Annotated in this window: 18 protein-coding genes; 11 read left to right on the forward strand and 7 right to left on the reverse strand. The window is 52.4% G+C overall.

Going from position 1 to position 24,185, the window contains the following annotated elements:
- The first annotated feature begins 73 nt into the window (after positions 1-73).
- A complete protein-coding gene (locus AC6CHM_RS11220; protein ID WP_115052210.1) occupies positions 74-676 on the forward strand; it encodes a YqgE/AlgH family protein in 603 nt (200 codons plus the stop codon).
- 12 nt (positions 677-688) lie between these two features.
- Here AC6CHM_RS11220 and AC6CHM_RS11225 read toward each other — a convergent pair whose 3' ends face one another.
- The 4 genes from AC6CHM_RS11225 to thrC all read right to left on the reverse strand — a co-directional run bounded on the left by AC6CHM_RS11225 (position 689) and on the right by thrC (position 6,999).
- Positions 689-3,547 carry a putative bifunctional diguanylate cyclase/phosphodiesterase gene (locus AC6CHM_RS11225; protein WP_307286432.1) on the reverse strand — a complete coding sequence of 953 codons (2,859 nt, stop codon included), beginning with the start codon at positions 3,545-3,547 and terminating at the stop codon, positions 689-691.
- Between the two features lie 61 nt (positions 3,548-3,608).
- Positions 3,609-4,190: a GNAT family N-acetyltransferase gene (locus tag AC6CHM_RS11230; RefSeq protein ID WP_115052090.1), complete on the reverse strand. Its 582-nt coding sequence runs from the start codon at positions 4,188-4,190 to the stop codon at positions 3,609-3,611.
- A 6-nt stretch (positions 4,191-4,196) separates the two neighbouring features.
- Positions 4,197-5,492 carry a M16 family metallopeptidase gene (locus tag AC6CHM_RS11235; RefSeq protein ID WP_498173197.1) on the reverse strand — a complete coding sequence of 432 codons (1,296 nt, stop codon included), beginning with the start codon at positions 5,490-5,492 and terminating at the stop codon, positions 4,197-4,199.
- A 100-nt stretch (positions 5,493-5,592) separates the two neighbouring features.
- The gene (gene thrC, locus AC6CHM_RS11240) at positions 5,593-6,999 is read right to left on the reverse strand and encodes a threonine synthase (RefSeq protein ID WP_115052086.1); all 1,407 of its coding nucleotides are present in this window, start codon (positions 6,997-6,999) and stop codon (positions 5,593-5,595) included.
- A 141-nt stretch (positions 7,000-7,140) separates the two neighbouring features.
- On the opposite strand from thrC, the gene AC6CHM_RS11245 reads away from it, so the two are divergent.
- On the forward strand, positions 7,141-7,746 hold the full coding sequence (locus AC6CHM_RS11245; RefSeq protein ID WP_115052085.1) for a hypothetical protein: 606 nt from the start codon (positions 7,141-7,143) through the stop codon (positions 7,744-7,746).
- Positions 7,747-7,779: 33 nt separating this feature from the next.
- Here the strand turns inward: AC6CHM_RS11245 and AC6CHM_RS11250 are convergent, their stop codons facing one another.
- Positions 7,780-8,466, reverse strand: coding sequence for an HAD family hydrolase (locus tag AC6CHM_RS11250; protein WP_115052083.1), 687 nt, complete (start codon positions 8,464-8,466; stop codon positions 7,780-7,782).
- 208 nt (positions 8,467-8,674) lie between these two features.
- On the opposite strand from AC6CHM_RS11250, the gene AC6CHM_RS11255 reads away from it, so the two are divergent.
- Positions 8,675-9,808, forward strand: a complete 1,134-nt coding sequence (locus AC6CHM_RS11255) for a site-specific DNA-methyltransferase (RefSeq protein ID WP_115052081.1) — start codon at positions 8,675-8,677, stop codon at positions 9,806-9,808.
- Positions 9,809-9,904: 96 nt separating this feature from the next.
- On the opposite strand, the gene AC6CHM_RS11260 is transcribed toward AC6CHM_RS11255, so the two are convergent.
- The gene (locus AC6CHM_RS11260) at positions 9,905-10,516 is read right to left on the reverse strand and encodes an HAD family hydrolase (protein ID WP_115052079.1); all 612 of its coding nucleotides are present in this window, start codon (positions 10,514-10,516) and stop codon (positions 9,905-9,907) included.
- Positions 10,513-11,592 carry an A/G-specific adenine glycosylase gene (gene mutY, locus AC6CHM_RS11265; protein ID WP_307286435.1) on the reverse strand — a complete coding sequence of 360 codons (1,080 nt, stop codon included), beginning with the start codon at positions 11,590-11,592 and terminating at the stop codon, positions 10,513-10,515. Before mutY ends, AC6CHM_RS11260 begins: the two co-directional genes overlap by 4 nt.
- 84 nt (positions 11,593-11,676) lie before the next feature.
- Here mutY and AC6CHM_RS11270 point away from each other — a divergent pair, with 84 nt between their 5' ends.
- From AC6CHM_RS11270 to AC6CHM_RS11305, 8 genes are all read left to right on the forward strand, one after another.
- Positions 11,677-12,996 carry an O-antigen ligase family protein gene (locus AC6CHM_RS11270; RefSeq protein ID WP_115052076.1) on the forward strand — a complete coding sequence of 440 codons (1,320 nt, stop codon included), beginning with the start codon at positions 11,677-11,679 and terminating at the stop codon, positions 12,994-12,996.
- Between the two features lie 17 nt (positions 12,997-13,013).
- Complete coding sequence (locus AC6CHM_RS11275; protein WP_498173199.1) at positions 13,014-13,988, forward strand: NAD-dependent epimerase/dehydratase family protein; 975 nt, start codon at positions 13,014-13,016, stop codon at positions 13,986-13,988.
- A gap of 24 nt (positions 13,989-14,012) precedes the next feature.
- On the forward strand, positions 14,013-14,513 hold the full coding sequence (locus AC6CHM_RS11280) for a DUF721 domain-containing protein (RefSeq protein WP_498173201.1): 501 nt from the start codon (positions 14,013-14,015) through the stop codon (positions 14,511-14,513).
- A gap of 130 nt (positions 14,514-14,643) precedes the next feature.
- Positions 14,644-15,330, forward strand: a complete 687-nt coding sequence (locus AC6CHM_RS11285) for a DsbA family protein (protein ID WP_115052070.1) — start codon at positions 14,644-14,646, stop codon at positions 15,328-15,330.
- A gap of 81 nt (positions 15,331-15,411) precedes the next feature.
- The gene (smc, locus tag AC6CHM_RS11290; protein ID WP_498173203.1) at positions 15,412-18,870 is read left to right on the forward strand and encodes a chromosome segregation protein SMC; all 3,459 of its coding nucleotides are present in this window, start codon (positions 15,412-15,414) and stop codon (positions 18,868-18,870) included.
- A 146-nt stretch (positions 18,871-19,016) separates the two neighbouring features.
- Positions 19,017-21,686: a pyruvate, phosphate dikinase gene (gene ppdK / locus AC6CHM_RS11295; protein ID WP_115052066.1), complete on the forward strand. Its 2,670-nt coding sequence runs from the start codon at positions 19,017-19,019 to the stop codon at positions 21,684-21,686.
- 74 nt (positions 21,687-21,760) lie between these two features.
- A complete protein-coding gene (locus AC6CHM_RS11300; protein WP_115052064.1) occupies positions 21,761-22,510 on the forward strand; it encodes a polysaccharide deacetylase family protein in 750 nt (249 codons plus the stop codon).
- A 279-nt stretch (positions 22,511-22,789) separates the two neighbouring features.
- Positions 22,790-24,148, forward strand: a complete 1,359-nt coding sequence (locus tag AC6CHM_RS11305; RefSeq protein ID WP_498173205.1) for an esterase-like activity of phytase family protein — start codon at positions 22,790-22,792, stop codon at positions 24,146-24,148.
- Positions 24,149-24,185 lie beyond the last annotated feature (37 nt).

Consider the following 24,185-nt stretch of genomic DNA (forward strand, 5'->3'; position numbering starts at 1 on the left):
GAATTATGCCTATGGTTACGATTCGTTATCCATGCCCGTTGTCATTTGCAAATTCCTTGATACCTTTACTGCTATGGAGATTTTCAGAGACGCCAGTAAAAATACAGGATTTCTGAATGGGCAGTTCCTTCTCGCAATGCCGGGGATGGATGACAGCCGCTTTGCACGGTCGGTGATTTATGTCTGTGCGCACTCCGAAAAGGGTGCGATGGGCCTGATTATCAACCGCGCCCAGGAAATGGAGTTTGCAGATATTCTGGTTCAACTGGGTGTGCTTGATGAAGAGCAGGCTATTGTTATGCCAGAAAGAACACGTGATTTCCTGGTCCGCAGCGGTGGTCCTGTTGAGATGAGGCGTGGGTTTGTCCTGCATTCAGATGACTATCTTACAGATTCAACAATGCCGGTTGCCGAAGAGATTTGCCTGACAGGGACAATCGATATTCTGCGCGCTATTTCCGGCGGTCGTGGTCCCCGCAAAGCCCTGATGACACTCGGATATTCTGGCTGGGCATCCGGTCAGCTGGAAACTGAGATAGCAAATAATGGCTGGCTAACGTGCCAAGCGCCACAGGAATTGCTGTTCGATACCGATATGGACCGCAAGTACGATCGTATTCTCAGTCATATGGGCGTTGATCCATCCAGGCTGGCAACTGTTGCGGGCCACGCATAGTTGCCTTGGAAACTAGGATGCCTTGGATTGCTGGAACTGATCGCGTAGAAGTTTAGTTGCTACATCCAAAGTCAGCGGAGGGCTGAACATGAAACTCTGGGCAAACTCACACCCCATTTGACGCAGTTGTAGCGCATCGCTTTCGTTCTCGATTCCTTCCGTGACTACCGATAGTCCCAAATCATGCGCCATGCTGATCATCGATCGCAGCAGCGTAACCTTTTGAGGTTGTTCCGCCTTCAGGAAAGACCGGTCAATCTTGATCATGTCGAACGGGAAAGATGTCAGATAGGACAGGGAGGAGTATCCCGTACCGAAATCATCGAGCGAAACGCCGACACCCATCGCTTTGATGCTCGAAAGCACATAAGCGGACCGCTCCGGGTTCTCCATCATAAGAGACTCGGTCAATTCCAGCTTGAGGCTGGCTGGACTGATTTGTGTTTGCAGCAATACGGATCGCACATCATCAATCAAATCCTGGCGGATCAGTTGGCTGCTGGATATATTCACCGATACGAATAACGGGTTAGCACCAAGATTGCGTTGCCAGTTCACAAGATCTTCAGCAGCACGGTGCATTGCAAACAGGCCAAGCTGGACAATCAGGCCGGAACTCTCGGCAATGGGTATGAACTCCGATGGCGGTATAGAGCCGCGGCGGGGATGATCCCAGCGCATAAGGGCTTCAAAACCGGCAATGCTATTGTCTTCCAGGCGTATGATCGGCTGATAAGCCATATGAATTTCGCGGCGCTCAAGCGCGCGGCGCAAATCAGATTCAAGTTGAAGACGGTCACTTCCGACTGCACGGAAAGCAGGGCGGAATGGCTCGATGCGGTCCCCTCCAAACCTTTTCGCCTGATACATGGCAAGCTCGGCGTCTTTGACCAGGTCTTCTGGCGAGGCCGACGTGCCGCTAGTCCATGTGATCAACCCAAGCGATGCGGTGAGTACGATTTCGCGTTTCGAGAAGGCGATGGGCGCACGAATTGCCTGTTTGATCGCCTCAGCAAAGGCGGCGATTTTCGCAGGCTCGCTTTCCGATACCAGAATAAGGCCGAACTGATCTGCCGACAGGCGACTCAGCGTATCCTGCGGTCGCAACAGCCGGTGCAGACGACGCGATATTGTGAGCAGGAAAGTATCACCTGCGGACATGCCAAGGCCGTCATTGACCTGCTTGAAACGATCAATGTCGATGATAAAAATCGTTGGACGCAGTTTGCTTTCCGTCTGCGCCATGGTGATAACTGAACCCAGGCGATCAAGAAACAGTTCGCGATTGGGCAGTCCCGTCAGATTATCGTGAACAGCATCATGAAGCAGGCGTTCTTCCGCCTTCTTCTGCTCAGTCACATCAATTAGCGTACCGACACAACGTACAATCTCTCCGTCAGAGCCAATCACGGGCCGTGCTTTCAATGAATACCAATAATAATGGCCATCATTGGCGCGCAGGCGGAAGGTCTGCGATATCCGACCCCGCCGGTTTTCAAGAATGACATCAAGCGTAGTGCGAAAACGATCGCGGTCATCCGCATGCAAAGTTGGTAGCCAGTTGCGGACGGCACCGTGAAGTGAACTGGCCGACGCCCCAAGAAAGTTTGTAAGGTCAGGGGTGGTCACTACGCGGTCACGCGGCACATCCCAATCCCAGACGATATCGCCAGAGCCGATAATGGCCAAGGCCTGCCGCTCTACGTCCGAGAAGAGGCCTTGTTGCAATGCACCCCCAGAAAATGCGTGCTGCATGACGGTAAAACCGATCAACAGGACGATAAGCACCAATCCTCCAGCCAAGGCCGGCTGGATGATGTCATTGGACAGAATGCCGGATACGGTCAGCCAGCTTCCAAGCAACCAGACCAATAACAGCATCCATGTCGGTATCAGCATGATCGCCCGATCATAGCTCCTGAACGAGAAAAACCCGATCAACAAGGTGCCCGACAGAATCGTTAATGCGAACGAGAAGCGGGCGATGCCAGCAGCAATCGGAGGATCGAAGATGGCAACACCGGAGACAATGCCCAACCCCAGAATCCACGTTAAAGCGCCATAGCTGAAATTGTCGTGCCACCGATTGAGATTCAGGTAGGTGAATAGAAAAATCACCAATGTTGCAGCAAGCGCAACTTCCGTTCCAGCGCGCCAGACTTGTTCGTTGCCAGGAGTTATCTCGATCAGCTTGTTCCAGAAACCAAAATCGACGCAGATATAGGCCAGCACGGCCCATGCCAAAGCAGCCGTTGCAGGAAAAAGAGAAGTTCCCTTCACCACAAACAGAATGGTGAGAAACAGGGCAAGTAGCCCAGCAATACCCAACAGGATCCCGCGATACAACGTATAAGAATTGACCGTATCCTTGTAAGCGTTGGGCTCCCACACATAAACCTGCGGCAGATTGGGAGACGCCAATTCGGCAACCAAGGTGATGACAGAGCCCGGGTTAAGCGTAATCAGAAAGATATCGGCGTCTTCACTTGCCTGCCGGTCGAGCGCAAAACCTTCGCTGGGCGTGATGGAAGTAATGCGGGTGGAGCCTAAATCTGGCCAGATAAAACCAGAGCCGACAAGCCGGAAATGCGGTACAACGATCAGGCGATCGATCTGTTCGTCGGTCGGATTTGCCAGGGCGAATGCAGCCCAGTCACCGGTCGCTCGTTTGTCATTTGCAGGCACTTCGATGCGGCGAACAATACCATCGGTGCCGGGCGCGGTGGAAACCTGAAAGGTCTCGCCCTGATTTCTGTAAACTTCAACCGCCTTTGACAGGTCAAGCGCAGTGCTTTCCTTGGTGATCTTGATGGTTTCAAATGCTTGAGCGGTCGCATGAAGAGCCAACAACGAAACGATAAGGACACACATGCGCAATAAGCTTCTCAGCATATGTCCAGTCAATAAAGCCACCGATAATACCTTTGCTTGGTTACCGCCACCGATCGTCTTCAATAAGCGAGAAGAGCAGGTGGTTTTGCCACATACCATTGATTTTGAGGTAGGAGCGTAACAGTCCTTCCTTCTGAAATCCGGCTTTTTCGAGAAGCCGGATAGATCTTTCATTGCTTGGAATACAGGCCGCTTCCAGCCGGTGCAACCTTAGCTTGGTAAAAGCATAGGGTATAATTAGCCGAAGAGCTTCATACATATAGCCTTGACCGGCAAACGGCTCGCCAACCCAATAGCCAATCATGCCATTCTGCCCGACACCGCGGCGAATATTGCCAAGGGTAATGCCACCAATAAGGCGCGAGTCGGTGTTGCGAAACAGGAAAAAGGGATAGGCCGTTCCGGCAGCCGCTTCCTCGTCATAATGCCTGATCCTGTGGCGAAATGCATTTCGCTCCAAATCGTCTACAGCCCAGAGCGGCTCCCAAGGCACCAGAAAATCACGGCTTTGCGCGCGGAGCGTTGCCCAGGCCTTATAGTCCGAAAGTTGAGGTGGACGTAAATACAGCCGCTCGCCCTGAAGGGGCGGGGGTGCACTTTTCAGGAACGGCAGCGCGATCATCGCACTTTAGACAGCGATTTTTCGCGGGCTTGCCGATATTGACGTCAAACCGTTGCGAACGTCATCAAATTTCATTAATGAACCAATTGGACCAACAGCGGCAATCGTTGGTGTCGTATCCAGAAACAATCGGCCTGCAAGATCTGTCAGCCGCTCAACCGTAATCTTGGACAGCCGGTCGACCAGCGCTTCCGTTGATACAGGTTCACCGTAAAGCATGATCTGCCTTGCGATTTGTCCTGCCCTGCTGGCAGCACTTTCATGCGACATCAGCAGGCTCGCACGATACTGTGCGCGGGCGCGATTCAATTCCTCCTGGGAGATATTGCGTGCAGCTTCGTGTAGCTCGTTGATAATGATGGGAACAAGCTTTTTAAGATTGCTTCGTCCAGTTGCGGCATGAATGCCAAAAATGCCGGTATCGGAAAAGCCCCAGTGAAAAGCATAAACGGAATAACATAATCCGCGTTTTTCCCGCACCTCCTGGAAAAGCCGCGAAGACATTCCCCCGCCAAGCACCATGGAGAGCAATTGCGAAGCGTAGAAGTCACGCACGTGATAAGCGCGACCTTCAAAGCCAATGACCAATTGAGCATCCATTAATTCCCGCTCTTCTCGGAAATCACCGCCGACATAATGTGCTGGATCAGCCTCAGGCGCAGTGGATTTTGCCCGGAATGAGCCGAGACGTTTTTCAACTTCGCGCACAAATTCGTCGTGCTTTACGCCGCCTGCGGCAACGACGACCATGCGTTCGGCGCTGTATTGCTCATCCATATACTGGCGCAGATCGGCTGAGGAAAAAGATTGAACGGTCTCAGGTGTCCCGAGAATGGTCCTGCCTATAGTCTGATTTTTGAAGGATGCCTCGGTAAAACGATCAAAAACAACGTCATCGGGCGTGTCATGTGCAGCGCCGATTTCCTGCATAATGACGTTCTTTTCACGTTCAAGTTCGTCTGCATCAAACTTGGAACTTGTCATGATGTCGGTGAGGATATCGATAGCCAGCGGCATGTCATCGCGCAGAACGCGAGCATAATATGATGTCGTCTCGACACTGGTTGCTGCGTTGATCTCGCCGCCAACATCTTCAATATCGGCCGCAATTTTCCACGCGGAGCGATTTTCGGTCCCTTTAAATGCCATGTGTTCGAGGAGGTGAGCCATGCCATGCTGGTTCTTCGCCTCACTTCTCGACCCTGCTTTTACCCAGATGCCAAGTGCTACACTCTCCACATGCGGCATTGTCTCTGTCGCAATCGTCAAACCGTTGGAGAGGCGACTGATTTCAACGCCCATGCAATGCTCCTCACTTGCCGCCCTGCTGCGCCGTACATCCGGACTGGAAGCACACTATACGCAGCAGCACCTTGTATTTGTTCATCACCGCTCAATCCGTTTAAAGCTTGTGAGGTGACGCACGCGAATGTTGGCTAATATACTCTTTCACATTTTTCAGGTCGTTGGGAAGTACCGTATATTGTTCTTTTCGTTCCATCAGATCGCCGAGCCACGCCGGAAGATCGGCATTTACTCCGCTGGCATCTTTTACAGCATCTGGAAATTTTGCGGGATGGGCTGTCGCAAGAACGACGCTCTGCTGATCTGCTGGAATTTTCTCACGGGAAACCTTCAGTCCGATGGCAGAATGCGGATCCATGAGATAACCGGTGGACCTTAGCATTTGACCGATTGTTTCGGCTGTTTCTGCTGCCGTTGACCGGCCAGCGCCAAATTCTTCGCGTATCTTGCTCAGCGCGGGCTCCCCAATCACGAAGCTGCCGGATTGTTTCAGATTATTCATCAGGCGCAGGACAGCCTCGGCGTCCCGACCGTGTGCTTCAAATAGCAGCCGTTCGAAATTCGATGACACTTGAATGTCCATGGACGGCGATGTCGTATGAAGAACGCCGCGCGTTTCATAATTCCCCGTTTCGATCGTGCGGGTCAGAATGTCATTGTCATTCGTTGCGATGACCAGCTGATCGATTGGCAGGCCCATGCGTTTTGCCACATAACCAGCGAAAATATCACCAAAATTCCCGGTGGGGACAGTAAAGGATATTTTGCGATCAGGACTGCCGAGGGAAAGTGCCGAGGTAAAATAATAGACGATCTGGGGCATAATACGTGCCCAGTTGATCGAATTGACCCCTGATAATGACAGGGTGTCGCGAAAGTTCAAATCATTGAACATGCCTTTGACGAGCGACTGACAATCATCGAAATTTCCTTCGATTGCCAATGCATGCACGTTGGGGGCGCCGGATGTCGTCATCTGTCGCTGCTGCACCTGGGAAACCCGGTTGTGCGGAAACATGATGAAAATATCTGTCCTGTCGCGATTGGCAAAAGCCTCAATGGCTGCGCCGCCTGTATCTCCGGACGTTGCTCCTACTATGGTGGCCCGCTCATTGCGCTGTGTCAGTATGTAATCCATCAGACGGGCCAGCAACTGCATCGCCACGTCTTTGAAGGCGAGGGTGGGCCCGTGAAAGAGCTCTAGAACAAATTCATTATGCGCGGTTTGAACGATGGGACAAACCGCATCATGACGAAATGTTTCATAGGCTTCGTGTACCATACGCTCGAAATCAGACTGATCAATATCGCCGTCGATAAAGGGCGTCAGGACATGAATCGCGATCTCAGCATAGGTTTTCCCACGAAGCGAACGAAGCTCTGCAGCGGAAAACTGTGGAAAATGCTCCGGAAGATAGAGACCGCCATCGCGTGCCAGACCCGCCAGAAGCGCGTCGGAAAAGGCAAGTTTAGGGGCTTCGCCGCGGGTACTGATGTATTTCATATTTTTGCCTTGTGTACCTTGTCTAAGAGTGCCGATATCGTGCTGGTAAAAAAGCTGATGAAGCCCGTCGCATTATTTGCTTACCGTTGGTATAGAACATGTCGGTTCGTCAAGCTTCGTTCTTTGGGGAAAGTTCTGTTCATGAAGTCAAAAACACATAATTCCAAGCCTTTCTATCAACTTTACGCCCCAGTTTGTGCTTTGGTCTTTGCTGTGGGACTGAGCGCCTGTTCTACGAGTGGCTCAAAAACGGAAGATCCCAATAGTCCGAAAGCCCAGGCATTGGGCCAGGCCCAGGAGCGTATCAAAGCTTCAGAACTATTGGCTTTCTGCCCGCAAGTTACTATTCGTGAGGGCACATCCGTTTTGACGAACTACGGAAAAGCCGAAAAAACTCCAGATAATCTGATTTACCAAGCTTCAATCTCCAATGAGACACGATCCTGCAGCACGGTTGACGGCAATATGACGATGAATGTTGCCATTGCTGGTAAAATCGTGCCCGGGCCGAAATTTTCGCCCAGTACTGTGAACGTGCCGATCCGTGTCGCCGTCGTGCAGGGTACTGAAGTTCTCTATTCGAAACTGCACCATCAGGCAGTTCCAGCGAATGACGGTAGTGCCGCAACACAATTTGTTTTCAACGATGCGAACGTTTCTTTCCCAAAACCTTCGGCTCAAAATATTCAAGTCTTTATCGGTTTTGATGAATCAGGCGATGCGCCCAAAAAATCGAGAAAAAAGTAAGAAAAAGCCGGCAGTAGCCGGCTTTTTCTTCATTTAAACAGTTTCTGACCAGATTGACATGGCCTCGATGGTGGCCGGCAAATCCCTGTGACGGCTGATAACCGTTTCGGCACCGGCGTCAGTAAGCTTGTCGGCGTGGCCGGGATAGGTGTGCGAGCCACCGGTAAAGCCGATAACGCGCATGCCAGCCGTATGTGCAGCGTGCACGCCATGCGTGGAATCTTCTATCACGATGGCATTTGCCGGATTCACATTGAATTGCTTGGCGGCAAACAGATAGACATCCGGCGCTGGCTTTGGCTTTTGTGTCCCCACTTCGCGTGCGGAAAAAATGTGAGGGGAAAACAACTCGTAAAGCGTACTTTGCTCAAGCATCATTTTCAGTGAAGAACTGATCGAGTTGGAAGCAATGCACTTTGGGTATTTCAGCGAGGCTATAATCTGTTCTGCGCCCTCAATGACGTTCAACTCATTGCGCAATTTATGGTCCATCTGGCGGGCCGATTCTTCGATCAGTGATGCTGAAATCGGAATGCCGGATTCTTTCTCGACCTGTAGCAGTATATCGGTCCATGTCAGACCCGCAAAACGTTCAGCGATTGTCTCTGGGTCAATCGGATAACCCGATTGCGTCAGTAATTGAGATTCAACTTCGGCAGCGAGGAATTCTGAATCAACGAGCACGCCATCGCAGTCGAAGATTATGAGTTGGGGTTCCATTGAATAATACCTGTCCGGAATAGTGTGCGGCAAATAATGCACGCCTCGGGTCAATTGGGGGGATTACGGGCATCGACTACACCCTTATCGGCCATGCGTCAAAGAAAAGCTCTTCGGTCAACTCATGATCTACCTGCTCTTAACGCGATATTTACCCTACGCGGTAACCATAAGGATCAGTAAAGCGTCTCCAGTAATCGAGTATCCCATGTCTGTTGTCCGTCGCGTGAATGAACTTCCCCAGTCCGCACCGCAAGCGTCCTGGCTTGATACGATTCTCAAGGGGGATTGCGTTGCAGCCCTCAACCGGTTGCCCGATCATTCGATTGATGTGATCTTCGCCGATCCGCCTTACAATCTGCAGCTTGAAGGTGATCTCCATCGACCGGATCAATCCAAAGTGGATGCTGTCAACGATCATTGGGATCAATTTGAGAGTTTTCAGGCCTATGATGCGTTCACCAGAGCCTGGTTACTGGCCTGCCGCCGCGTCTTGAAGCCTAATGGCACGATTTGGGTGATCGGCTCTTACCACAATATTTTCCGCGTTGGCGCAAGCATGCAGGATCTCGGATTCTGGATGCTCAACGATATAGTCTGGCGCAAGAACAACCCGATGCCCAATTTTCGTGGACGCCGATTCCAGAACGCCCATGAAACCATGATTTGGGCATCGCGTGATCAGAAGGCGAAAGGCTACACATTCAATTATGAGGCCATGAAGGCAGCCAATGACGATCTGCAAATGCGATCGGACTGGCTTTTCCCGATTTGCACAGGGGGAGAGCGTCTTAAAGATGAGAATGGCGACAAAATTCACCCGACGCAGAAACCTGAAGCCCTCCTTGCCAGGATACTTATGGCGTCATCGAAGCCCGGTGATATCATTCTCGATCCGTTCTTCGGTTCTGGAACAACCGGCGCGGTTGCAAAACGTCTCGGACGGCACTTCGTCGGGATCGAGCGTGAGCAAAAGTATATCGATGCTGCGACAGCTCGGATCGATTCTGTGGAGCCGCTGGCAGGCGCCGAGCTGACAGTGATGACAAGCAAGCGTGCCGAGCCCCGGGTCGCGTTCGGGAGCATTGTCGAGTCCGGCATGTTAAGGCCTGGCGCGATCTTGAGCGATGCACGCGGACGTCATGCTGCCATTGTTCGGGCTGATGGCACTATCACAACAGGCGGCGATGCAGGGTCTATCCACCGCATGGGTGCGAAAGTGCAGGGATTCGACGCCTGCAATGGTTGGACCTTCTGGCACTACGAGGATGAAGGCTCGCTGAAGCCTATCGATGAACTGCGCAAGCAGGTTCGTAGCGGGATGCTTTCCGCCGGAGCTTGAGGAATCTGATCGGCGGTGATCTCCAGCGCCGTTCCGATACACCAACGCCCGAGGCTTGGCCTCGGGCGTTTTGTTTTGTTCCAAGGTGAGATAAAATCAGACCTGAATGCCGAGTTTGTTAAGATCAGTTCTCAACGTATCAGGGTCGATAAACTGTATCGACTGCCAGCCCGCCGCTTGCGCGCCAACAACGTTCTTCGGGCTGTCGTCAATGAATAATGTTGCAGCTGGATCGACACCAAATGTTTTGACGTGGTGATCGTAAATGGCCCTATCAGGCTTGATGAGGCCAATATCACCTGAAATCGTAACGCCGCGGCTTTCGGTGAGAAACGGAAAGCGTTCCCACGCCTCACGCAATGTGTCCGAAGCAAAATTCGTAAGCATTGTAACGTCATGGCCATCGGCAATAAGTTTGCGCATTATTTCAACGCTGCCATCAATGGAATGAGTGATCATCATGTGCCAGTTTTGCCTGAACGCTCGAATATTATGTTCATGGTCAGGATATTCTGCGATCAACAGGGCCTCGGCTTCGGGCCATTTTCTGCCGCGGTCTTGTTCAATATTCCACGCACTTGTACAGACGTTTTCGAGAAACCATTTCCGCTCAGCTGCATCCGGAATTAGCTCGCGAAATGCGACATCCGGCTCGTAGCCGATGAGAACCATACCAATGTCGAATACGATATGCTTGACGGGCGTCATTCCGGTTTCCTTCTTTTCGTAAAAGCGTCTGGGATGGCAGCAGCAATTGCCTTTTTCATGACCGTCGGCAACGCCTCTTGATGAAGATTTTCGACTTTCACCCACCAGCCGCCAACACCTGGACGGGCCGCGATACCATCAGCCTTGTAGATGCTTAAACGCAGTTCGAAATGCGTGAAAACATGCGTAATTTTACCTGTTGGTGTCCAGTCCGCGGGAAAAGGCGCTGCGTCGATTCGGGTATCTCCATCAATCCGTGCCGTCCACGCCGTTGTTGGCACTTGGGCCATGCCACCCAGCAGTCCTGTTTCCGCTCGGCTTTGAAGATAGATTTCATTGTCGGAAGAAATGGCGACGAACGCGGCTCCAAGGCGAACAGGCTTATCCTTCTTAGGAGCTTTCACCGGAAAGAGCTCAGGCTCTCCTGTTTTCAGTGCCTGGCAATTATCATTGACAGGACAAATAATGCATGCCGGTCGTTTTGGGGTGCATATGCCTGCTCCGAGATCCATCATGGCCTGCGCAAAATCGCCCGGTCGTTCGCTCGGGGTAAGCGCCTGCATCTTTGCTCGTATTGCTGGTTTGGCCGAAGGGAGAGGGGTGGTTATGGCGTAAAGCCGTGTGATGACACGTTCCACGTTTCCGTCGACAACGGCCACAGGCCTATCGAATGCAATGGATGCGATAGCCGCAGCAGTATAATCACCTATTCCCGGCAGAGCTTTCAGATCGGGAGTTTCACTTGGAAATCGGCCATCATAAAGATTGGAAACGATGTCGGCACATTTTTTCAGATTGCGTGCTCTGGAATAATAGCCGAGGCCAGCCCAAGCCCTTAGCACATCGTCCTGACTGGCGGCGGCGAGACGGGCAACCGTCGGCCATTTTTTTGTAAAGGCGTTGAAATATGGCTTTACCGCTTCAACAGTTGTCTGTTGCAGCATGATTTCTGACAGCCAGATGCGATAAGGATCTGCTATTTTCCCTTGTGATCGTTCACTTGGGGAAATCCGCCACGGCAAAATCCTGTGGTGGGCATCATACCATTTTACCAGTTTTGTCGTTATGGGTTGCATCAATCACAAACTGCGTTACAGGGTAGAAATACGTTATTCATAAATTGGCTGATTGTGCCAGTTTCAGTCATATTCGGAACCGTCATGTTTCCAGAGCAGTTGACCAAGGCGCTACTGATCCCTTCAAAGGGGCATTATGTGGGGATTGATCGCAATAATCGTATTTTCACTTTTATTTTTGCGCTTTTTCCAGGACTTCTCGCAAGTGGAACTTCAGTAATATTGGTCTGCGCGTTCGCTTGGGCATTAATCTCACTTGCCGTGAAGCGCTTTCCATTTGAACTCACACGCACCGACAAAATAGTCGCGTCATGCGTGACATTGTTTGTTTTGACGACCGTATTGTCAGTCGTCATGCACCCCAATGCATCAGATGACAAGACGTTCCTGTTGAAGATGATACCTTTCCTGGCAATCTGGTTCGTCATTCCGAGGCTTCGCGTTAGCATCTCGGGGCGCTTGATCCCGTTTTTGATCACCGGTGCCGGGCTCGGAATGATCGGGTCTTTGGTTTTCAGCATCATACAGGCCGTTTTTCTCGACATTCGAGCGGAAGGTGGTGCAGGTAATGCCGCTGTCTTCGGACTGTTTACCGTATTGTTTGGCAGTATTTCGCTTTTAAACGCGCATTCAGAGAGCAAAACGGAGCGTATAATAGCGGTTGCGGGGTTTGCATGTGGACTTCTGTGCGCATTCCTTTCGGGTACCCGATCCGCGTGGCTCGTCATGCCGTTCAATTTTGTGATCCTGTTCTGGTATTTGCGTGGTCAGGAACTCCCAGTAGTCAGTAGATCGATCAAGGTGGTCTTGGCCATTCTTATTGTCGCTGTGCTTGCCATTGCCGGACTGAAGGTAAAAGAGCGTTATCACGCGCTGGAATCGGATATTTCCTTGCTCGATGAAAAGCCAAACGAGATAAGCTCTTTAAAGGCCCGTATGCTTTTATGGGAAGGTGGAATGAAAGCCTTTCTCCAAGCGCCCTTGATGGGTTATGGCCCCCAAAATCGCATGGAGAAGGTGAATAGCGCTCTGGATGTGCCCGGAGGGAAAAAACTGTTGTTTACGCATGTTCACAATGGCTTTTTAAACGCTGCTGTCGATGGAGGAATTGTAGGCCTGTTAGGGGTATTGGCGCTGTTAGCTGCGCCACTTATCGCCGCTTTTCGAAAAAAACGTGGACCTGGTCGTGATATTGCAATTGCCATTTCACTTCTGCTTGTAACCAGTTATGTGGTTACCGGTACATTCGGGATCATGTTTGGTCATGATGCAACTGATGCGGTGTTCGTTTATCTCACGATAGTGCTTTGCTGGATCGCGGGAGAAGCGGTCTATCTCTCGGTTTCGCAAACAGCTGAACTGGCGGAAACCGATAAAATTGCCCTGGGCGAACGAACAAGTTGAGTGAGAAAATCTATTAAATGAAGGCAATTGTAACGGGTGCGGCGGGGTTTATCGGATTTCACGTGGCGAGCCGTCTCGTAAGCGAGGGATTTGACGTTCTCGCGATCGACAATCTCAATGATTATTACCCTGTTGCGCTCAAAGAGACCCGTCTTTCTGTTCTACAGGGCAAGCGGGGTAATCGGTTTGTACAGGCTAATATTGCCGACCCGCAAGAGCTGGCTTCAGCGATAGCCCATGATCTTGACGCGGATATCATAGTACATCTGGCAGCGCAGGCCGGGGTGCGCTATTCGGTTGAAAATCCGGCAGTTTACGTCGATGCGAATGTTCAGGGCCAGGTGACTATCTTTGAACAAGCCCGCAAAATGACCAAATGCCCGCCCATTGTCTATGCCAGTTCGTCGTCGGTGTACGGCGCGAACAAAAAGGTACCGTTTGCTGAAAATGATCCCGTTGACCAACCGGTTTCTGTCTACGCGGCCACCAAGCGCTCGGCGGAGCTTCTCGCTCACTCCTATAAACGTGTCCACAATGTAAATTCGACCGGACTGCGCTTCTTTACGGTCTATGGGCCCTATGGCCGACCTGACATGGCCCCATGGCTCTTTACCGACGCAATTTTGCGGGGAGAGCCGATCAAAGTTTATAATCACGGCAATATGGAGCGCGACTTCACGTTCATTGATGATATCGTCAATGGTGTATGTGGCGCTGTCCGCCGGATATTATCTCACCCGAATGAAACCGCGCCCATCTATAATTTGGGTAATAACAAGCCTGTTGCGCTTATGCGCTTCATAGAAATCATCGAGCAGGCTTGTGGCCGGGAAGCTATCAAGAAATTCGAATCAATGCCAGCTGCCGACGTGGTCCGCACCTATGCCGACATTGAATTGGCCTCGCGTGATCTTGGATTTGCGCCCACCATGGCGCTTGAGGATGGCCTTCCATTGTTCGTTGAGTGGTTTCGCGGCTATAATGGTCGATGAATTATTCGTATATGACTTGTTTTCATGACTAATGATCGCAGCAAAAAGGGTTTTCGGCCCCTTGCCGATCCTGCAGCGGGCATTCTTGATCCTGTCCTTCGCAAGCGCGCCGGGATCACCATAGAACTCGTGCAGTCATGGGAAGAAGTCGTTGGACCAGATCTCGGCCAACAATCACGCCCGCTAAAGCTGCTCTGGCCCCGTAGGGCGCATGAGGATGATCCGTTCCAGCCTGCAACGTTGATTATTGCTTGCCAGGGTTTTACGGCGATGCGGATGAGCCATGAAACCGGTGAGATTATCAGCCGCGTCAACGCCTTTCTAGGCTTTGCAGCAGTCGGACGTATCAAAATTGAGCAAAAGCCTGTGGCACTGCCCGTTGTAAAGCGCCGTGAGCTTCCTCCTGTTGATGCTACTACGCGCGCCAAGATCAGTCATTCGGTGGAGAATATTGAGGATGAAAATCTCCGCGAAGCGCTGCAAAAACTTGGTCAAAGCATTCATGCTGAAAAGAACAGACGTTGAGACGGGATTGCATTCTCATCACGAAAAATTCAAAGACAGAATGGTAAAGCTGCCTTAAAGAGACTGCCATCGAGCTTTAACGCTGCAATACTTTGTAATGCATGATCAACGCCGGAGACTGGTGACCCTGATGACTGAATTGTTGAATCGCAGAAAAATCCTGGGCCTTGCGGCTATTTCTACAGCAGCCATTGCTTTAACGGCGGGTACGGGCGCATGGGCGCAGGAAGCTGCGGCACCCAAGGACGTAAAAGTACCAGCCTCGACGGGTAAGGTAGACGAGGCCAAGCTTGTTGCAGCAAGCGGTTTGAAGGACATGGTTCTTGGCAAGGCCGATGCGCCCGTAACAATCATCGAATATGCTTCGATGACTTGCCCGCATTGCGCGCATTTCTCCACCACCACTCTGCCGACTATCAAGGAAAAGTACATTGATACCGGCAAGGCCAAGTTGATCCTGCGCGAATTTCCGTTTGATCCGCGCGCTGCTGCAGCCTTTATGCTGGCACGTTGCGCACCGGAAGATCGCTACTATCCAATGGTAGAAGTATTGTTCAAACAGCAGGAACAGTGGGCTGCGGCAGCAAATGCCGAGGAACCACTGCTTCAAATCTCCAAATTGGCCGGTTTTACACAGGAGTCATTCAAAGCTTGCTTGACGAACCAAAAGCTTCTGGATGATGTGAATGCTGTGCGTGAGCGCGGTGCCAAAGAATTCGGTGTGGATTCAACTCCAACCTTTTTTATCAATGGTGCCAAGTATTCGGGAGCCCTATCGGTTGACGAAATGTCAGCGATCATTGACGGCCTGCTCTAATACCCGCGATCAAATTTCCGGCGGGCGCGAAATTGCGTCCGCCGTTTCGATTCTGGGCATCGTTTTTGGAAAGGGCCTCTGATGCGCTTTACCAAACTCCGCCTCCTGGGTTTCAAGTCTTTCGTTGAGCCTGCCGAATTCGTCATTGAAAGCGGGCTGACCGGTGTTGTCGGCCCCAATGGCTGCGGCAAATCCAATCTCGTCGAGGCGCTGCGCTGGGTTATGGGCGAAAGCTCATATAAGAATATGCGCGCCTCCGGCATGGATGATGTTATTTTTTCGGGATCGGGGACGAGGCCTTCGCGCAATACAGCTGAAGTAACGCTTTTCCTCGATAATCAGGACCGTACTGCACCCTCGGCTTTCAATAATGCAGACGAACTACAGGTTTCACGCCGTATCGAGCGCGAGGCCGGATCTGTCTATCGCATTAACGGCAAGGATGCCCGTGCCAAGGATGTGCAACTGCTGTTCGCAGATCAGTCGACTGGTGCGCGTTCGCCCTCCATGGTGGGGCAGGGTCGTATCGGTGAACTGATCCAAGCCAAGCCTCAGGCGCGGCGCGCGCTATTGGAAGAAGCCGCAGGCATTTCCGGCCTGCATACGCGTCGTCACGAAGCAGAATTGCGCTTGCGGGCTGCGGAGCAGAACCTTGAGCGTCTGGAAGATGTTGTTGGCGAGCTTGAGACGCAGATTGAAAGCTTGAGGCGGCAATCGCGCCAAGCAAACCGCTTCAAGAGCCTTTCAGCCGATATAAGACGTTCTGAAGCAATTTTGCTGCACCTGAAATGGTCTGTCGCTAAAACTCAGGAAGGCGAAGCGCAATCAGCTTTGGCTGTCGCAACATCCGGCGTTGGTGAACAGGCGCAGCGCCAGATGAATGCTGCCAAAGAGCAGGCTATCGGCGCTCATCATCTACCTGATCTGCGTGAGGCAGAAGCAAAGGCGGCCGCTATACTGCAGCGCCTGACAATCGCCAGATCACAATTGCAAGAGGAAGGTGAGCGCATTCGTGCCCGCCAGACAGAAATTGAGAAGCGACTACAGCAATTCACTGCTGACATTGCTCGTGAAGAGCAGATGATAAGCGACAATGATGACGTGCTGGAGCGCCTCATCACGGAAGAGCAGTCGCTCACCGACGAAAATGCCAATGCTGGAACGCGTGAACTGCAAACGCGGGCCGATTTTGAACGTGCTGAAGCAAAGCTTAAGGAAAGTGAAGCAGCGCTCGCAAAAATTACTGCCGAGCGCGCTGAGGCTGCAGCGGAGAGGGCGCAGATTGAACGCAACCTGCGCGAAATAACCGAGCGCCGTGACCGTCTTTTGCGGCAAATAGGTGATGTCGAGCAGGAGCTAAATTCTGTTGCGACGCAAATTTCAACCTTGGCTGACCCGGTTGAAAAGCAAAGACTTGTCGAAGAAGCGGAAGCGATTTTTGCTCAGGCTGAGGAGGCGACATTTGCTTCAGAAGCAGCGGTAGAGACAGCGCGCCAAAAGGAAGCGACGTTGCGGCAACCTTTGCAAGAAGCACGCAGCAATCTAGGACGCGCCGAAACTGAAGCCAATACTTTGGCCAAGATGATCAATGCAGCGGCTTCCGACCTGTTTCCAGCGATTGTGGAGGCCATCAAAGTCGAAAAGGGCTACGAAACAGCACTTGGGGCAGCGCTTGGTGAAGATCTGGACGCCCCGATTGATATTTCCGCACCTGTTTTCTGGGGCGAAATTGCAACAACAGTAGACGATCCAGCGCTACCGGCAGGGGTCAGGTCGTTGGCTGAAGTTGTTCGTGCACCAAGGCAATTGGCCCGTAGACTTGCCCAGATCGGGCTTGTCGATGAAACAGGCGGGGGGCGGCTGCAGGCGCAATTAAAACCGGGACAGCGGCTTGTAAGCACTTCCGGCGATCTATGGCGCTGGGACGGATATACGGCAAGCGCCGACGCTCCTACACCGGCAGCTCAACGACTGGCGCAGAAAAATCGGCTGGCAGAGCTTGATCTTGAGGTTGTTGAATCGACAAAGCAGTTGCGCGTTGCTGAATCGGCTATCGCCGAAGCGGAAAAAGCTGTCCGTGATGCCGTTGAGAATGAACGCACTACCCGCGACCACTGGCGTTCCACGCAACGGTCTTTGAATGATGCGCGTGAGGCCTTGGCGGCGGCGGAGCGAGCTTCGGGCCAGCTGTTCAGCCGGCGTGCCGCACTTGATGAAGGAAAGTCCCGCCTGAGCGAAACGCTTGAAGAGACACAGGAACAGTTGGTCGAAACGCAGATGCGTCTTGAGAATGCCGCTGATGTCGAAGAGTTGAATCGCCGTCTTGCTGCGTTAACCGCCGAGGTTACGCTGGACCGTGCAACTCTTGCGGAAACGCGCGCCATTTATGATGGGCTAAGACGTGAAGCGGAAGCCCGGATACGCCGCCTCGAGTCGATCGGGCTTGAGCGTAAAAGCTGGATTACCCGCGCGGAGAATGCAGATCGTCAGATAAAGTCGCTTGGGGAGCGGCGTCTGGAAGCGGAGAGGGAAGCCGCCAATCTTGCCGATGCCCCCGAAGAAATCGCCGAGCGTAACCGCGCTCTGCTTTCGCAACTCTCCGAAGCCGAAGAGCTGCGTAAAAGCGCTGGCGATAAACTGGCCATAGCGGAGGCCAGGCAGCAGGAACTTGACCGGGCCGCAACAGAAGCCATCCAGTCGCTCGCCACTGCTCGGGAAGGCAGGGCGCGGGCTGAAGAACGTCTGTCAGCGGCATTGGAGCGCCGTAAGGACACGGAAGCGCGCATTTTCGAAGCGCTCAATTGCGCACCGCACGAGGCGATGAAATTGACTGGGCTTGGTCCAGGCGACCCGCTGCCCGACGTCGACGTGACCGAACGCAATCTTGAGCGGTTGAAAATCGAACGCGAACGATTGGGCGCCGTGAACTTGCGAGCCGAAGAAGAACAGGAAGAACTGTCTGTTCGGCTTGAAGCAATCATCAATGAGCGCGAAGATATTATCGAGGCCGTAAAGAAGCTGCGTCAGGCCATCCAGAGCCTAAATCGCGAAGGACGGGAGCGTCTTTTGGCAGCATTTGAAGTGGTCAATGTGCAGTTCAAGCGGCTTTTCACCCATCTTTTCGGTGGTGGAACAGCGGAATTGCAACTCATCGAGTCTGATGATCCGCTGGAAGCTGGGCTCGAAATTCTTGCTCGGCCCCCAGGAAAGAAGCCGCAAACGATGACGCTTCTATCTGGTGGCGAACAGGCGCTGACAGCCATGGCTTTGATCTTCGCGGTATTTTTGACGAACCCAGCTCCAATCTGTGTGCTGGATGAGGTTGATGCACCGCTCGACGACCATAATGTCGAGCGTTTCTGTAATCTGATGGATGAAATGGCGGCGTCGACAGATACTCGTTTTGTGGTCATCACCCATAATCCGATCACCATGGCCCGCATGAACCGGCTGTTCGGGGTAACGATGGCAGAGCAAGGCGTTAGCCAACTGGTTTCAGTCGATCTTCAGACTGCAGAGCAGTTGCGGGAAGCAAGCTAAGCTGCGTAAATGACCAAACATTTCAAGACTTAACGCGGATTTACCCTGCTAATCGATTTGAATGCTGCAATGCAGCATTTGGCGCTGGCGATTTCCGCATTCATCGCGTAGACCTCAATGAAGCGTTAGCGGCATGGGAGGCTGCAATGGTAAAATGGGTTTATACTTTTGGGGATGGCAAGGCAGAAGGTTCGGCGGGAGATCGCAATCTTCTCGGAGGAAAAGGCGCAAACCTTGCCGAAATGTGTTCGCTGGGCTTGCCGGTTCCCCCCGGATTTACAATCACTTCGGAAGTTTGCAGCTGGTTCTATGAGCATGAGCGCAGCTATCCGGACACGCTTGCCAAGGAAGTCGGACAGGCGCTGGAGCATATTGCCAGTGTAACCGGTCGTACCATTGGGGACAGCAAGAAGCCGCTTCTGGTTTCAGTGCGTTCCGGCTCACGCGCTTCCATGCCTGGAATGATGGATACGGTCCTTAATCTCGGGCTCAATGACGAAACCGTGGAAGCAATTGCCCAGGAAACAGGCGACCCAAGGTTTGCCTATGACAGCTATCGCCGCTTTATTCAGATGTATTCTGATGTTGTCATGGGGCTGGATCATTCAGTTTTTGAAGAGATACTCGAGGATGCCAAGGCCAATTTGGGCCACGATGTCGACACTGCGCTGACTGCCGACGATTGGAAAAATGTCGTTGCGCAGTACAAGGCCACGATCGAGGAAGAGCTGGAAGAGCCTTTTCCTCAAGACCCTGAACAGCAGCTTTGGGGCGCTATTGGCGCGGTCTTTTCAAGCTGGATGAATGCGCGGGCCGTCACCTACCGGCGTTTGCATAACATACCTGAAAGCTGGGGTACGGCTGTCAGCGTCCAAGCCATGGTATTTGGCAATATGGGCGATAAATCCGCTACTGGCGTAGCCTTCACGCGCAATCCGTCTACGGGCGAAAAGAAGCTCTACGGCGAATTCCTGGTTAATGCACAGGGCGAAGATGTCGTGGCAGGTATCCGCACCCCGCAAAATATTACCGAGGAAGCACGCATCGCTGCGGGTTCTGACAAACCTTCGCTGGAAAAGATCATGCCGGCAGCATTTGCCGAATTCTGCGCTGTTTCGGACAAGCTTGAGAAACACTACACGGACATGCAAGACCTTGAATTTACTATTGAAAATGGTAAATTGTGGATGTTGCAGACCCGATCCGGCAAGCGCACCGCCAAGGCTGCGCTGAAGATTGCAGTTGAGATGGCGGATGAGGGTTTGATATCCCGCGATGAGGCTGTTTTGCGCATTGAGCCTGCATCTTTGGATCAATTGCTGCACCCGACAATCGACCCAAAGGCTAAGCGCGAAGTTATCGGGACTGGCCTGCCGGCATCGCCTGGCGCGGCTACTGGTGAGATTGTCTTCTCGTCGGAAGATGCGGAACAATTGAAGTCAGAGGGCCGCAAGGCCATTCTGGTCCGTATTGAAACCAGCCCTGAAGACATTCACGGCATGCATGCTGCAGAAGCAATTCTGACCACACGCGGCGGCATGACAAGTCATGCTGCCGTGGTGGCGCGCGGCATGGGGAAACCCTGCGTTTCAGGCGCTGGGGCGCTTCGTGTCGACTATCGAAACGAGACACTGCTCGCTATGGGCGTTACCCTCAAAAAGGGCGATATCATTACGATTGACGGGGGAATCGGTCAGGTTTTGAAGGGCGCTGTGCCAATGCTTCAACCTGAATTGTCGGGCGATTTTGGCAAGATCATGGAATGGGCAGATGGTGCCCGCCGCATGAAAGTGCGCGCCAATGCCGAAACTCCCAATGATGCCCGTACGGCACGTTCCTTTGGCGCCGAGGGGATCGGCCTATGCCGAACGGAGCATATGTTCTTTGAAGGCGAGCGCATTATTGCCATGCGCGAAATGATTTTGGCAGAAAGCGAGAAAGGCCGACGCGCTGCTCTGGATAAGCTGCTGCCAATGCAACGCGCTGATTTCATTGAGTTATTTGAAATTATGCACGGCCTGCCCGTAACGATTCGCCTGCTTGATCCACCACTTCACGAGTTCCTGCCGAAGACAGACGAGGAAATCGCCGAAGTCGCGGCAGCCATGAAGATCAGCTCCGACAAATTACGGGAGCGAACAGAATCCTTACATGAATTCAATCCCATGCTGGGACATCGCGGTTGCCGTTTGGCAATTTCCTACCCGGAAATTGCCGAGATGCAATCTCGCGCCATATTCGAAGCGGCGGTGGAAGCTGCCAAATTGACTGGCGCACCGGTCGAGCTGGAAATCATGGTGCCGCTCGTCGGTCTTCGAGCTGAATTGGATTTTGTGAAAGCGCGGATCGATGCGGTTGCGGCGGATGTGATGAAGGAGACTGAAATCAAGATCAGTTACCTTGTGGGTACGATGATCGAACTGCCACGAGCCGCGATCCGTGCCAATTCAATTGCGGAGGCTGCCGAGTTTTTCTCGTTTGGAACCAATGACTTGACCCAGACGACGTTCGGAATATCCCGCGATGATGCATCTTCGTTCCTGATGACTTACCAGCTCAAGGGTATCATTGAGCAGGACCCATTTGTGTCGATTGACGTGGATGGCGTAGGCGAACTGGTGAAGCTGGCCGCGGAAAAAGGCAGGGCAACCCGGCCAAACATAAAACTTGGAATTTGCGGGGAGCACGGCGGCGATCCGGCATCGATCCATTTTTGCGATCAGGTAGGACTGGACTATGTTTCCTGTTCACCGTTCCGGGTGCCGATTGCCCGGCTTGCCGCGGCGCAGGCATCAGCAAAAACCAAAGGAAAATAAAGGCTTATTGCCATAATTCCGCTTAGTTCCAAGTGCTGTTCGCCGCAGGTTCTCTCGTCTTGCGGCAATGTATAATGCGTTTTATCACCACAGTTCTAGTCACATGTTCCATCGCGCTCGCAGCAACTGCTGCCAATGCGGGCAACCATCCGCATTTTGTCGAGCCACAACTTTACATTGCAAAGGGCGGAGCTGCGGCGCCGCAGGTCGCGCTCACTCTTGACGCCTGTTCAGGCCAGACTGATCAGAGAATTCTCAGCTTTTTGGTGGAGAACAAGATCGCTGCAACGATTTTCGTTACTGGCCGATGGTTGAAGCGCAATGCTGCTTCGGTGGCAATCATGAAGGCGCACCCAGAACTTTTTGAATTGGAAAATCATGGGCTTAACCATGTTCCGGCCATCGATAACCAGCCTTTGATGTTTGGATTGAAGACCGCCGGATCATTGCCCGCGATACGATCTGAGATTGAAGGTGGTGTAAATGCGATGCAGATCGCCACCGCCGGAAAGCCTGTCTGGTACCGCGACGCGACTGCTCGCTATAGCGACGATGCAGTGAAACTCATTCATGAAATGGGGTACCGGGTTGCAGGATATTCGCTCAATGCCGACATGGGGGCATCCTTGCTTGCGGGCCAAGTGGAGCAGCGGATTTCCGCCGCAAAAGACGGCGATGTCATCATCGCCCATATCAATCAGCCGAGTCGGGCGGCAGGGGCCGGGGTGGTAAAAGGCATATTGGCACTGAAGCAAAAAGGCTTCCGTTTCGTTCGGCTGAACGATGTGATTGAAAGTGAGAAGCCAGGCACTCCAAATGCTTGATTGCAACTTAACGCAATCAAATTGCAATTCGAAGTAGAGAATTTTGGGGAAGAATCGGCGATTCTTCGGCAAGTTTCATCAATTTTGCGGTGATCCGGTTCCTGAATCCGTTCTCCATCAGAATTTTTGCCCGTTTCATCACAATATCGGGGTTACTCCTCCAAACTTCACGATGCGTGCTCTCCTTCATCAGGATGTCATGAAACCATAAAATCACGGACACAAAGAGCACCTAAGCGTTGCTGGACACTTTTACTTCAAACTTGATGGTGATGCTCCATGCGCTCAATTTCCGCTGCTCTGTTTCTTACCACCGCCATGATGGCATTGCCGGCCTTGGCGGCTGAACAGGAGTTTCCCGCCAAACTCGTTTCCCATGCGATCCTTCCTGCCAACACAATGGTGAAGGCACCGGAAAACGCGCCGGAACATCTGACTCGTGCAGGCAAGTTTACAACCGCTGATCGCAAGCGTGCTGTGGAACTCGGAACAGTGCCGGGCAAGGATGGGGTAAGGCTGACCGGCTTGTCATTACCCTTTGATGGACAACCTTTGCAGGGCTTCTCCGGCATTAAGGCGATTGGCGATGGAACATATTGGTCATTGTCGGATAATGGCTTTGGAACGAAGCTGAATTCGGTCGATGCAATGTTGATGCTGCACCATCTGGCGTTTGATTGGGACAGGGGAACAGTCGAGCGCAAGCAGACGATTTCCCTGACTGACCCAGACAAGAAAGTGCCTTTCCCCATTGTCATGGAGGCCAGCGACACACGCTACCTGACGGGCAGCGATCTCGATATTGAATCCATCCAGCCGGTTGCCGATGGTTTCTGGCTGGGCGAAGAGTTCGGCCCATATTTGATCAAGGTAACAATGGATGGCAAGGTTACGGATGTCGTCGCGACCAAGGTTGGCGACAAGGATGTTCGCTCGCCGGATAATCCTGCAATCACGCTACCAGCCAATCCGACGCTCAAAAATCCGGCTTTTAATCTGAAACGCTCCGGCGGTTATGAAGGCTTGGCGCAATCAAAAGACGGCACCAAATTATATGCACTGCTTGAAGGTCCGCTTTTCGGGGACGACGGCGCTGTTGAGAAGGTTGATGACCAGCCCGCATTACGGGTAATTGAATTCGATATTGCGTCCAAAAACTGGACGGGTCGCAGCTGGCTTTATCCCCTTTCCGCAGGTGGCGAGGCCATTGGCGATTTCAACATGATCGATGCGACAACGGCGCTGGTAATCGAGCGTGACAATGGCGCGGGAACTGCTGCGAAGGCTTGCGCTGACCCGAAGGCGCCAACGCCCGATTGCTTTGACAAACCATCCAAGCACAAGCGCATCTACAAGATCGAAATGAGCGACGCGAATGTGGATAAGGCGGTGCGCAAGATCGGATATATCGATTTGCTAAAAATCGCTGATCCCGACAACAAGAAACGTCAAGGCGGCGGCGAAGGCTTCTACGATATGCCTTTTGTCACCATTGAAAATGTCGATATTGTAGACGATAGCCACATCATCGTCGGCAATGACAATAATCTGCCATTCTCCGCAGGCCGCGCGGTCGACAAGGCGGATGACAATGAATTCGTCATTCTGGAAGTCGGCGACCTGCTGAAAGCGAAGTAATAGATATTGCTGCTGGGGATTGGTCGCGAGATTTAAG

The sequence above is a fragment of the Phyllobacterium sp. GQ127 genome, from assembly GCF_059758635.1.